9 protein-coding genes are annotated in these 12,631 nt (G+C 71.4%); 6 read left to right on the top strand and 3 right to left on the bottom strand.

Annotation, left to right across the window (positions count from 1 at the left end; genetic code table 11):
• Positions 1-33: 33 nt before the first annotated feature.
• The gene (gene hemB, locus IIE03_RS20070; protein ID WP_318843092.1) at positions 34-1,038 is read left to right on the top strand and encodes a porphobilinogen synthase; all 1,005 of its coding nucleotides are present in this window, start codon (positions 34-36) and stop codon (positions 1,036-1,038) included.
• A gap of 39 nt (positions 1,039-1,077) precedes the next feature.
• A complete protein-coding gene (hemL, locus tag IIE03_RS20065) occupies positions 1,078-2,439 on the top strand; it encodes a glutamate-1-semialdehyde 2,1-aminomutase (protein ID WP_318843091.1) in 1,362 nt (453 codons plus the stop codon).
• Positions 2,440-2,505: 66 nt separating this feature from the next.
• Here hemL and IIE03_RS20060 read toward each other — a convergent pair whose 3' ends face one another.
• Positions 2,506-5,589, bottom strand: coding sequence for a pectate lyase family protein (locus IIE03_RS20060; RefSeq protein WP_192864531.1), 3,084 nt, complete (start codon positions 5,587-5,589; stop codon positions 2,506-2,508).
• A gap of 210 nt (positions 5,590-5,799) precedes the next feature.
• Here IIE03_RS20060 and IIE03_RS20055 point away from each other — a divergent pair, with 210 nt between their 5' ends.
• The 3 genes from IIE03_RS20055 (at position 5,800) to IIE03_RS20045 (ending at position 9,500) form a co-directional block, all read left to right on the top strand.
• Entirely contained in the window at positions 5,800-6,174 is a 375-nt protein-coding gene (locus IIE03_RS20055; protein ID WP_192864530.1) for a metal-sensitive transcriptional regulator, read from the top strand.
• Between the two features lie 137 nt (positions 6,175-6,311).
• Positions 6,312-6,620, top strand: a complete 309-nt coding sequence (locus tag IIE03_RS20050; RefSeq protein ID WP_192864529.1) for a heavy-metal-associated domain-containing protein — start codon at positions 6,312-6,314, stop codon at positions 6,618-6,620.
• A gap of 114 nt (positions 6,621-6,734) precedes the next feature.
• Complete coding sequence (locus IIE03_RS20045; protein WP_318843090.1) at positions 6,735-9,500, top strand: heavy metal translocating P-type ATPase; 2,766 nt, start codon at positions 6,735-6,737, stop codon at positions 9,498-9,500.
• A 125-nt stretch (positions 9,501-9,625) separates the two neighbouring features.
• Here IIE03_RS20045 and IIE03_RS20040 read toward each other — a convergent pair whose 3' ends face one another.
• The gene (locus IIE03_RS20040; protein WP_192864528.1) at positions 9,626-10,372 is read right to left on the bottom strand and encodes an SDR family oxidoreductase; all 747 of its coding nucleotides are present in this window, start codon (positions 10,370-10,372) and stop codon (positions 9,626-9,628) included.
• A gap of 145 nt (positions 10,373-10,517) precedes the next feature.
• Entirely contained in the window at positions 10,518-11,642 is a 1,125-nt protein-coding gene (locus tag IIE03_RS20035) for a PQQ-dependent sugar dehydrogenase (protein WP_192864527.1), read from the bottom strand.
• An 84-nt stretch (positions 11,643-11,726) separates the two neighbouring features.
• On the opposite strand from IIE03_RS20035, the gene IIE03_RS20030 reads away from it, so the two are divergent.
• Positions 11,727-12,515: a TetR/AcrR family transcriptional regulator gene (locus IIE03_RS20030; RefSeq protein ID WP_192864526.1), complete on the top strand. Its 789-nt coding sequence runs from the start codon at positions 11,727-11,729 to the stop codon at positions 12,513-12,515.
• The last annotated feature ends 116 nt before the right edge of the window (positions 12,516-12,631 follow it).

The following is a 12,631-nucleotide window of genomic DNA, read 5'->3' as shown; positions in this document are numbered from 1 at the left end:
CCACCACGCCCGACCAGCACGAAGGAGTCACCCGTGAGCACCTCCGGGATCGTGTACCGGCCGCGCCGCCTGCGCGCGACGCCGGGCATGCGCCGCCTCGTCAGCGAGACCCGCCTGCACCCGGCGGACCTGATCCTGCCCCTCTTCGTCAAGGAGGGGCTGCTCGAGCCCCAGCCGATCCCGTCCATGCCCGGCCAGGTGCAGCACACCGAGGAGTCGCTCGGCAAGGCCGTGGCGCAGGCCGCCGAGGCCGGGCTGGGTGGCGTCATGCTGTTCGGCATCCCGGAGCGCCGGGACGCCACGGGATCGCAGGGCGACGCCGAGAACGGCATCCTGCAGCGCGCGATCCGGATCGCGCGGCACGCGGTGGCGGGAGTCGACGGGACCGACGACCGTCCGGAGCCGGTCATCATGGCGGACACCTGCCTCGACGAGTTCACGGACCACGGCCACTGCGGCATCGTGACGAGCGACGGGCGCGTGGACAACGACGCCACACTGGACCGCTACGCGCGCATGGCGGTGGCGCAGGCCCGCGCGGGCGTCGACGTCGTCTCGCCGAGCGGGATGATGGACGGGCAGGTCGCGATGATTCGCGAGGCGCTGGACGAGGCCGGGTTCGAGGACACCGCGATCCTCGCGTACAGCGCGAAGTACGCGAGCGCGTTCTTCGGGCCGTTCCGCGACGCCGTGGACTCCCAGCTCGAGGGCGACCGCCGTGCCTACCAGATGGATCCGGGCAACGCCCGGGAGGGGCTGCGCGAGGCGGACCTCGACCTCGCCGAGGGCGCGGACATCGTGCTCGTCAAGCCGGCGGGCTCGTACCTCGACGTGCTGCGCGCGGTCGCGGACCGGAGCGACGTGCCGGTGGCGGCGTACCAGGTGTCGGGCGAGTACTCGATGATCGAGGCGGCCGCCGCGAACGGCTGGATCGACCGGCGGGCGGCGGCTCTGGAATCGGTGACGAGCATCAAGCGCGCGGGCGCGGACCTGGTCCTCACCTACTTCGCCCTGGACATCGCCGGCTGGCTCGGCTGAGCCGGGCCCGGCAGGAACGACCGGAGAGAGACTTCTGACGTGAGCGAGATCGAGACCCAGGCGCTGCGCAAGGACCCGAACCATGCCGCGTTCCTGCGGGCGCAGGCCGCTATTCCCGGCGGAGTGAGCTCGCCGGTGCGGGCGTACGGGAGCGTGGGCGGCGACCCGCGGTTCCTGGAGTCGGCCCGTGGCCCGTACGTCACGGACGTGGCGGGGCGTGAGTACGTGGACCTGGTGTGTTCGTGGGGCCCGGCGCTGCTGGGCCACGCGCACCCGGAGGTCGTGGCGGCGGTCCGGGAGGCCGCGGCGCGCGGGCTGTCGTTCGGGGCGCCGACTCTCGCCGAGGTCGACCTCGCCGAGGAGGTACGACGGCGGGTCCCGGCCGCCGAGCACGTCCGCCTCGTCTCCACGGGGACCGAGGCCACCATGACGGCGGTGCGGCTCGCGCGCGGGGTCACGGGCCGCCCGATGATCGTCAAGTTCGCCGGGTGCTACCACGGGCACGTGGACGCGCTGCTCGCGGAGGCCGGGTCGGGGGTCGCGACGCTCGCGATGCCGGGGTCCGCGGGGGTCACCGAGGCCGCGGCGGCGGAGACGCTCGTGCTTCCGTACAACGACCTCGCCGCCGTGGAGGCGGCGTTCGCCCAGCACGGCTCCCGGATCGCGGCGGTGATCACGGAGGCGAGCCCGGCGAACATGGGTGTGGTGCCACCGCACGAGGGCTTCAACGAAGGACTGCGCCGCATCACGAGCCGACACGGCGCCCTGTTCGTCATGGACGAGGTGCTCACCGGCTTCCGCGTGGGGCCGTCCGGCTGGTGGGGCCTGGAGGACGCCGCCGTCCGGGAGGCCGGCGGGGCCGGCTACACGCCCGACCTGTTCACGTTCGGCAAGGTGATCGGCGGCGGCATGCCGGTGGCCGCGCTCGGCGGGCCGGTGTCGATCATGGATCACCTGGCGCCGCTCGGGCCCGTGTACCAGGCGGGCACGCTGTCGGGGAACCCGGTCGCGGTGGCCGCCGGCCTGACGACGCTGCGGCTCGCCGACCACGCCGTGTACGCGCACGTCAACCGGGCGGCCGCGACGATCGCCGACGCGGCGGGCGAGGCCCTGTCCGCGGCGGGCGTCGAGCACGTGGTGCAGCGGGCGGGATCGCTGTTCAGCGTGTTCTTCGGCCCTCTGGCGGCCGTGTCCGGCGTCCGCGACTACCGGCAGGCCCAGGCGCAGGAGTCGTTCCGCTACACGGCGTTCTTCCACGCGATGCTCGATGCGGGGGTCGCGCTGCCGCCGTCGGTGTTCGAGGCGTGGTTCGTGTCCGCGGCGCACGACGACGCCGCGGTGAACCGCGTCCTGGAGGCGCTGCCGGCCGCGGCCCGGGCGGCGGCCGTGGCGGAGGCGTAGGGCACATGGAGGCGCCGCCGTCGGCCGGAGAGGCCTCACGGCCGACGACGGCGGGTCGGGGGTGGGTCAGGACAGGTTGACGACCGTGCCGCCGATCGTCACCACGAGGCGGCCCGAGGAGTCGAAGCTCCAGTCCAGGTCGCCGCTGTACTGCGAGCAGCGGGAGCCGTTGGAACCGGACCACCACTGGTTCCCTCCGGCGTCGTTGCCGATGATCCGGTCGGTCGACCCGCTGTTGCAGGACGTGTTGTCGCGGAACGTCGACGAGCCGCCGTCGAAGTTGAAGTTGCGCTCCTCGTTGCCGATGCTCAGGTTGTTGCTGATGGTCATCGACCCGAGGTTCCGGTTGTAGGTGAACCCGTGCTTGCCGTTGTCGAAGGCGATGCTGCGCCGCACGGTGTGGTCGACGCCGATGTCCTCGCCGCCGAGCTTGAAGCCGTTGCGGTCACCGTTGCCGGCCTGGCCGCCGTTGGACAGGGTCCCGTTCTCGTAGGAGAGCGAGTCCTCGACGAGCACCTCACCGATCGGGCCGGTGTCCGACTTCGTGTAGAGGTCCCAGCCGTCGTCGATGTTGTTGTGGGCCACCGTGTACCGGAAGACGTTCCCGGGGCCGACCGTGAGCTTTGGCGCGAAGCCGTCGGCGTCCTCGCCGTCGGAGTCGACGTTGTCGTGCGACTCCGACGACACGATGAGGTTGTTCGAGGGCCACTCGCTCCTGGGCGCCCCGGCGGTGTACCGGGACAGCTGGAGGCCCGTGTCCGCGTTGAACCGGGTCACGACCCGCTCGATGACGTTGTTGTTACCGCCCAGCAGGATCCCGTTGTCGCCCGCGTGCTCGACGATGATGCCGCGCAGGTGCCACCAGTCGCCGCCGATGGCGACCCCGCGGTTGGACGAGTTCTCGCTCTGCGCCGAGAAGTTCAGCACCGGCGTCTCGCCGGGATAGGCGAACAGTTCCGTGCGGTTCCCGGAGAGGCCGTCGTTGTCCGGCTCGATGTGGACGGTCTCGGACAGCGAGTAGGTTCCGCCGCGCAGGTAGATCGTGCCGCCGGCCTCGATGCCCGCGATGGCCGCGGTGAGCGTCGTCGGATCGCTCTCGGTGCCGGCGGCGCTGTCCGAGCCGTTCGGAGCGGCGTACAGCGCGTCCCCGACCGGCGGATCGGTGGGGTCACCGCCGCCGTTGCCCGGATCGGTGCCCGTGGAGCTGTCGAGGTAGTCGATGTTCGCCAGCCCCGCCGAGTTGGTGGCGACCAGTTCGACCGTGTTGGCGCCCGCGTCGAGGTTCACGGTCGCCGACTCGGTGGACCAGCTCGTCCAGGATCCGGTGGGGCCGAATGAGAGCGATCCCACCGTCATGCCGTTGACCACGAGGTTCGCGCTGCGGGCCGCCGTCGAGCCGTTGGCGTAGCCGAACGCCAGGGTCGCCGAGCCGGCGGTGGCGCCACCGATGCTGAATCCGGCGGCGGTGCCGGTGGTGTTCGGGGTGTTGCAGAACCCGGTGCCCGAGAATCCGGCGTTGTTCGCGTCGATCGTGCCGTCGCAGGTCGCCGACGACGACTCGGCCTCGATGCGCGTCGGCTCGCCCGTGCCGTCGTCCGGCGAGTCGGTAGGCGTGCCGCCGCCGGACGGCGTGCCGGCGTAGGTCTCGAACTCGGCGACCGCCGGAGTGCCGGACGAACTCTTCACGACGAAGTTGATCTTGCTGAGCGTCGTCGGGGAGAAGGTGATGACTCCCGCACCGCTGCCGCTGGTCAGGACATCGCCGTTGTCGTGGTTCACGACGTCGTACGAGCCGATGTTCCCCTCGGAACCGGCGGCCTCGCGGATCACGATGGAGGACACCGTCACGTCGGAGCCCCACTTGACCGAGATCCGGCCGGTGGAACCGGTGGGCGACCAGCGGGTGCCCATGTCGCCGTCGATCACGTTGCCGTAGCTGGTGCCGCTGGCCTTGCTCGAGCCGTCCGCGCCAGCGCCGATGCTCAGGTTGTCGCCGCTGGGGTCACCCGGGTCACCCGGGTCGGTCGGGTCGGTCGGGTCCGGGTCGGGCTGCGTCGGCGAGCAGCTGCCGTCCGACACGGCCATGTTGGTGTGCGAGCCGGCCGTCGCGCGGAGCAGGTTGGGCACGCACTCGGCCCGGTCCATGGAGTAGGAGTACGGGATGCTCACCGACGTGGTCGATGTCGGGTTCGGGCCGGCCGGGTGGTCGCCGCTGTTCCAGGTGATGTTGTCCCAGATGTTGCCGCTGACCTGCCAGTAGCCCATGGCATCCGTGTAGAACGTGCCCAGCGGGTTGAACGAGTCCTGGAAGTAGTTGTTCTCGACCTTCACCCGCGCGCCGAGCCGCGAGTTGATGCCGGACTCGTTCAGGCCCACGAAGTGGTTGTTGTACGTGTGTGCCGTCCCGGCGCGCAGCAGTGGGGTGCGCGAGTCGATGTTCTCGTAGATGTTGTGGTGGTACGTGATGTACGAGTTGCTCGTGTCGCTGTCGCTGGATCCGACGAGTCCGCCACGGCCGGAGTTACGCAGCGTGCTGTAGGACAGCGTCACGTACTGCGTGTTGTTCTTCAGGTCGAAGAGCCCGTCGTAGCCCTCCGACTCGCCGCCCGAGGCGCGCAGGTCCACGTGGTCGACCCAGACGTTGCGGACGCCGGACTCCATGCCGATGGCGTCGCCGCCGTTGGAGGTCGGCGATCCGGACTTCTTGACGTTCTGCACGGTGACGTTCTGGATGATGATGTTGCTCGCCTCGCGCACGTGGATGCCGAGCTGGTCGAAGACCGCGCCGCGGCCGACGCCGATCAGGGTGACGTTGCTGATCTGCTTGAGCTCGATCACGTCGTCGGCGGTGTTGCAGCTGTCGCCGGACACCTTGCTGGTGTTGCCGTGGTTGATGGTGCCCTCGACCTCGATGATGATCGGCGTGCTGCTGCTGGCCCGCGAGCACAGGGCCTGGTGGATCTGGGTCCCCGTGGTGGCCCGCACCGTCGCGCCGCCCGCGCCACCGGTGGTGCCGCCGTTCTGGGTTGCGTAGCCGGTGGCGTTCCCGACGGCCTGCGCCTCCGGCATGAACTGTGTCGCCACCCCGATGGTGGCCGCCAGCGTCACCGTGGCGACCCCGGCGATGAGTCGTGCTCCTGGTCGTCTCATGGTCTTCCTCACGTTCGTCGTTGAAGGTGGGGCTCCACGACATCCCTCGGATATCGCTTTCCACGCAAGATACCGGTTTCTCAGGTTGGCGTCCAGGGCCCGGTCAAATCGGGCAGAAACACCGGAACTCCGCCGCTCTCTGCGTGCCGACAGGCGCACGATGCCGCTGCCCCTTGCGGCGTAGCTACCCCCTGGGGGTATAGTGGCGGTATGAGCGACCATGAGACACAAGGCAGCCACGCCACCACGGCCGCCGTCGTCGGGCAGCACGAGGAGCACGGATCCGGTCCGCACGACGGACCGCACGGCTACGCCTCCGACAAGGAGGCGTACCTCAAGCGCATGCGCCGCATCGAGGGTCAGGTGCGGGGCATCGCCAAGATGATCGACAAGGACGCCTACTGCATCGATGTTCTCACCCAGGTCTCGGCCGTGACCAAGGCGCTCCAGGCCGTCAGCCTGGCGCTCGTCGAGGACCACATCGGGCACTGCGTCGTCGACGCGGCCCGGTCGGGGGACGACGACGCGGCGAACGCCAAGGTCCGTGAGGCAGCAGACGCCATCGGCCGCTTGGTCCGGATGTGAGGCCCGCGGCCGCCCCGTCTCATGCGGTCCCTCATGCGGTCGGCCGGACGTCTTTGCGGTCGGCCGCCGAGGGGACCGACCGCAAGGACATCCGACCGACCGCTCGACAAATGACCGACCACCAGAAGGAGACCGACATGACCACCGTGACCACCCTGAACGTGACCGGCATGACCTGCGGGCACTGCGCGTCCGCCGTGACGAACGAGCTCAAGGCCCTCGCCGACGTGCAGGACGTGTCCATCGAGTTGCACGCCGGCGGCACCTCCCGCGTCGCCGTCGTCTCGAAGCTGCCGCTGACGGAGGCGCCGCTGCGCGACGCCGTCGACGAGGCCGGATACACGGTCGAGAGCGTCGAGGTGCTGGAGGACGCGGTGGCCGCCGAGTCGAGCGCGCAGGCGCCGGCGCGCCAGGCCAACCGCATGCTGCCGATCGTCGGGCAGTGATCGACCGTCGTCGGACGGGCCGAGCATTCGATGACGGATCAACCGGCCGATGACGGATCGACCATCCGGCAGTGGCCCCACCGACTACAGGACACAGGCTGAGGAGGACGGACCGTGACCGTGCACGCTGAGCACGAGGCCGGGCAGCAGCCCGCCCGGACGGGCGAGGTCGAGCTCGCCGTGGAAGGCATGACCTGCGCGTCGTGCGTGGCGCGGGTCGAGCGCAAGCTCAACAAGGTCGAGGGCGTGAGGGCGACGGTGAACCTGCCGCTGGAGTCGGCGCACGTGGTGCTGTCCGACGACGTCGACGACGCGGCACTGCTCAAGGCCGTCGAATCGGCGGGGTACCGGGCGCGGGTGACACGTTCTCGCCGCTCGGCTCCGCGCGCCGCGAGCGAGGGCGGGGCGGACGCGTCGGGTGCCGAAGCCGTTGCCCGGGCCGGCCAGGAGATCTCCGCGGGGCCGGGCGAGCATGTCTCCGATCGTGCGGAGGTCGCCCCGCATGAGGGCGGCGGCCGCGGTGCTCACGAGGACACGCACGCCCCGGGCGGGGGCGCGCACGGTGGGCACGTGGGCGCGCACGCCCCCGGCGGGGCCGCGCACGGCGAGCACGGAAGCGAGCACGCCGGGCACCAGCACACCGAGTACCGCGGCCAGGACCTGCTGCGGCGCCTGCGCGTCGCGGCGATCCTCACCGTCCCGGTGCTGGTGCTGTCGATGGTCCCGGCGATCCAGTTCCCGGGGAAGCTGTGGCTGGTCGCGGCACTCGCCCTACCGGTCGCGACCTGGGCGGCCTGGCCGTTCCACTCCGCGGCCGCACGCGCGGCACGGCACGGCTCGTCCACCATGGACACGCTCGTCTCGCTGGGCGTGATCGCGGCGACGGTCTGGTCCCTGTGGGAACTGGTCGCGGAGGCGCTCTCGCCGATGCCGGGCGCCGAGCCGCACGTGTACTTCGAGGTCGCCGCCGTGGTGACGACCTTCCTCCTCGCCGGCCGGTACGCGGAGTGGCGGAGCAAGCGGCGCGCCGGTGACGCGCTGCGGGCACTGCTCGCCCTCGGCGCCAAGGACGCGGAGCGTGTCACGCTCGGCCCGGACGGCGCGCCGCTCCGATCCGACGACGGCCGCTGGCGCACCACCTCCGTGCCGGTGTCCGATCTTCGCGTCGGCGACGTGTTCACCGTCCGGCCGGGCACGACGGTCGCCACCGACGGCGTCGTGGTGGACGGGGTGTCCGCGGTCGACACGTCGCTGGTGACCGGCGAGCCGGTGCCGGTGGACGTCGCCGTGGACGACGCCGTCGTCGGTGGCACCGTCAACACCTCGGGTCACCTGCTCGTCCGGGCCACGCGCGTGGGGGAGGAGACGACGCTCGCACGGATCGGACGGCTGGTGAGCCAGGCGCAGACGGGCAAGGCCCCGGTGGCGCGGCTGGCCGATCGGATCTCGGCGGTGTTCGTGCCGGTGGTGCTGGTCATCGCGACGCTGACGCTGGCGGGCTGGCTGCTCGCGACGGGTGATTCCGACGCCGCGTTCACCGCCGCCGTGGCGGTGCTGATCATCGCGTGCCCCTGCGCGCTGGGCCTGGCCACCCCGACGGCGATCCTCGTCGGCACCGGTCGCGGCGCTCAGCTCGGCGTCCTGATCCGCGGCCCGGAGGTGCTGGAGCAGACGCGGCGCGTCGACACGATCGTGCTCGACAAGACCGGCACGGTGACAGAGGGCCGCATGACGCTGGAGAACGTCGTGGTGCCGGGCGCCTCCGCGCTGTCCGGAACCCCCGAGCGGCCGGAATCGACCGGACCGGACGCGTCAACCGGGTCCGGCAACGGGCAGGCGCGGGAGGTGCTTCGCTACGCGGCCGCCGTCGAGGCGCTCAGCGAGCACCCGATCGCCCAGGCGGTCGCGCGGGCCGGTACATGGGAGCAGGCCGAGCAGGAGGAGACCGGGCAAAAGGAGACCGGGCGGGGGCAGGCTGGGCAGGGCGACTCGGGCCATGCCGTCTCGGTGACGGACGGGTCGTCGAACTCCCTGGTCGCGGAGGCTTCCTCGAACGACGGCGGCCTCGAGGTCAGTGGCTTCGTGGCCCATCCCGGGGGCGGGGTCGAAGGACTGGTGCGGAGGTCGCACGCGGGTCTCGGCGACGGACCGGGATCCGCCGGCTCGATCGGCACAGGCCTGAACACGCGCCGGGTCGCGGTCGGGCGCGCCGGCTGGCTCGAGGGCCAGGGAGTCGCCGTCCCCGCCGAGGTGGCGAGCGCCGTCGAACGGGCGGAGTCGTCCGGGGCGACGGCGGTCGTGGCCGCGATCGACGGCACCGCGCGGGGAGTCCTCGTGCTGCGGGACCCCGCCAAGCCGACGTCGTCGGCCGCGATCGACGAGCTCCGGGGCCTCGGCCTCCGGCCGGTCCTGCTGACCGGCGACAACGAGGGAGCGGCTCGCCACGCAGCCCGCGAGGTCGGAATCGCCGACGACGACGTGATCGCGCGGGTGCTGCCCGACGAGAAGGCGGCGGTCATCTCCCGGCTGCGGTCGGAGGGACGGACCGTGGCGATGGTCGGCGACGGCGTGAACGATGCCGCCGCACTGGCGACGGCGGACCTGGGGCTCGCCATGGGCACCGGGACCGACGTCGCGATGGAGGCGAGCGACATCACGCTGGTACGCGGCGACCTCCGCGCCGCGGGGTCCGCGGTGCGGCTGTCGCGCCAGACGCTGCGGATCATCAAGCAGAACCTGTTCTGGGCCTTCGCGTACAACGTCGCGGCGATCCCGCTGGCGGCGTCGGGCCTGCTGAACCCCATGATCGCGGGCGCCGCGATGGCAGCGAGCTCGGTGCTCGTCGTCACCAACAGCCTCCGGCTGCGACGGGCAGGCTGAGCAGCTCGACAGGGAGGGCAGATCGCCGGGGCGCTGAGCAGCTCGACCGTGCGGCGGGCCGGTCAACGGCCCGCCGCCTCGTCGCGTCGAGGCCGAGGGCGGTGGGCCGTTGCCGGGACGCGTCGTCAGCGTCCTGCCTGCAGGGTGAAGACTTCGTCGTAGTTGCCGTTGGCCTCGGCCCAGCGTTGGCGCTTGACGCGTTCGACGAGGATCTGGTTCGCGTCCGGCTCGGTCTCCAGCAGTTCCATGACCTCCGAGGCGAACTCGTCGAGGGGCATGGCACGGTCGTTGTCTGTGCCGTCGCCCATCAGCCGGGTGCGTGTCAGCGGCGGGGCGATCTCGATGACCTGCACCGGGGTGTCCCGTAGCTGCTCGCGCAGCGTCTCGGTGTAGGAGTGGATCGCGGCCTTGGTCGCCGAATAGGTAGGCGTGGCCGTCAGTGGCACGTAGGCCAGTCCGGAGGTGACGGTCAGGATCGTGGCGGCCGGCTGCCGGGCAAGGAACGGGGTGAAGGCGTGGACGAGGCGGATCGGGCCCAGCAGGTTGGTCGCGACGGTCTCTTCCGCGGTGGTCAGGGACTCGGGGTCGAGGATCCGCTCCGGCCGCATGATCCCGGCCATCGCGACGAGCGTGTCGAGCTCTGGGTGCTTGGCCGTAACCGTCTCGAACAGTCGCCGGATCGAGGCGTTGTCGGTGACGTCGAAGACCTCGTACTCGATCCCGTCGTGTTCGGCGGCGATCGCCTCGAGCGTCTCGCGACGCCTGCCGGCCACGATGACCTTGTTCCCGGCACGGTGGAACCGGAGGGCGAGTTCGAGCCCGATGCCGGAGGTACCCCCGGCCATGAGGATGGTGTTTCCGGTGATCTTCATGGTGTCCTGCTCCTTCGGATGTTCGTGCGGACGTCCGTCCGGATTTCTGGTGGGTTCGTGTTCGTGCGGTCGGTGGATCCTCGGGTGTGCTCACTCGGTGGACCTACCCGGTCGGATTCGTCCGGCCGGGCTCGCCCGGTCGGGCTCACTCGGGTGGGGTCAGCTCGACGCGCAGGATGCGGTCGTCACCGGGCCGCGGGTCCGTGCCGCCCCAGGTGGCACGGTCGGTGTTGGAGGTGACGATCCACAGGGCGCCGTCGGGGGCCACCTCGACGGTGCGGATGCGTCCGTACTCGCCGGCGAGGTGCTCGATGGGGTCCCCGGCCGGCGCGGGGCCGTCGACCGGGAGCTGCCACAGTCGCTGGCCGCCCAGGGCGCCCATCCACAGCGAGCCGGCGGCGTAGGCGATGCCCGACGGTGAGGCGTCGTCGGGATGGATGGTGAAGATCGGCGGCTCGCCGGTGTCGCCTGCGATGCCCTCCGTCTCCGGCCAGCCGTAGTCGAGGCCGGCGTTCAGGACGTTCACCTCGTCCCAGGTGCGGTGACCCAGCTCCGAGGCGTAGGCGGTGCCGTCGGGCCCGAACGTGATGCCCTGGACGTTGCGGTGGCCGCTGGAGTAGATCGCGGTGCCGGACGGGTTGCCCGCGGGGATCGAGCCGTCGAGGCCGATGCGCAGGATCTTGCCGTTGAGGGAGTCGTCGTCGGCCGCGTTCTCGGGATCGAAGGCGTCTCCGGTGCCGATCCACAGGTTGCCGTCCGGGCCGATGCGCAGCCTGCCGCCGTGGTGCCGATCGGCGGTCTCGATACCTTCGAGCAGTACCCGCTCCTCGGTGACCGAGTCGAAGTCCTCGCCGATGCGCAGGGCCGTGACCCGGTTCGTGGGAGAACCCGAGACGTACGCGAACACGGTCCGGTCGGCCGCGAAGTCCGGCGAGGTCGCCAGGCCGAGCAGACCGCCCTCGCTGCTGGTCTCCACGCCGGGCACGACACCCACCAGCTCGGCGTCACCACCATCGGCCGGAACGCGCCGGATCTCGGCCGTCAGCCGGGACGAGACCAGCGCCGAGCCGTCCGGCAGAAACGCCAGACCCCAGGGCGAGTCCAGACCGGTCACCAGCTCGACCGGCTCGCCGGGCTCCGCGACCGACCCGACACCGGCCGTGCTGCTGGGACCGCGGACCGGCACCGGGTCCTCGGATGCGGTGCAGCCGCTCAGAACGAGCGCGGCCACGAGCGCCACGACGGTGGCTGTCCGTTCGGTGATTCGCATGTCACCCTCCTCGTTATCGTCGATAACGCTACACCGTTCTCATCGGTAGTCAAGACGGTAGCACTTTCCTGTTATCATCGATTCATGGGTGAGCGAGAGGAAGTGCGGCAGCGCATCGTCGATGCCGCGACCCGGCTGCTGGAGTCCGAGGGCCGCGACGCGGTGACCACCCGGGCCGTGAGCGCTGCGGCCGGCGTCCAGCCCCCCACCATCTACCGCCTGTTCACCGACATGCGCGGGCTGCTGGACGCCGTCGCCGAGAGCGGCTTCGACGACTACCTGCGGCGCAAGCACGAGCAGCGCCTGACCGACGACCCGGTGGCGGACCTCCACGCGGGCTGGGATCTCCATGTCCGCTTCGGCCTCGACTACCCCGCTCACTACCTGCTCATGTACGGCCAGGCGGACGCCGGCCACCGCCCGCCCGCGGTGCAGGAGGCCATGGCGCGGCTGCGTATGCTCGTGGAGCGCATCGCCGCGGCCGGGCAGCTCACGGCCGGCGTCGACACCGTCATCACCATGGTCCACGCCGCGTGCGTCGGGATCACGCTCAGCCTCATCGCCTCACCTCCCACCGAACGCGATCTCGAACGGTCCCGGCGCCTCCGCGAGGCCACCATCGGCGCCGTCACGGGACGGCCTCCCGTCGAAACACCGGACCTCGCCCGCCTCGCGATCGGCCTGAAGGCGGTACTGGACGACTCCGACGGCGTGCTCAGCCCCGGCGAGCGCGCGCTCCTCGACGAGCTGCTCGACCGCCTTGCCGACAGCGATTCCCCTGGCCGAATCGACGGACTGAACCGACCGCGATCCGCCCGGCTGAACCGCCTGACTGAACCGACCGCGATCCCCCTGGCTGAACCGACCGGCTGAACCGACCGCGGCCGGCGTCTGTGCCCAGGGCGCGACGGGGCGGCGGGCTTCCTCGAGAAGGAGACCGACCGCCCCGTCTGTGCCCACGGGACGCGTCGGTGCGGCGGCCCGCGCCA

Source organism: Myceligenerans pegani (assembly GCF_014892515.1).
In the GTDB taxonomy this organism is placed as follows: domain Bacteria; phylum Actinomycetota; class Actinomycetes; order Actinomycetales; family Cellulomonadaceae; genus Myceligenerans; species Myceligenerans pegani.
Note: the sequence above shows the minus strand (reverse complement) of the source record. Positions and strands in the feature narration are given on the sequence as shown.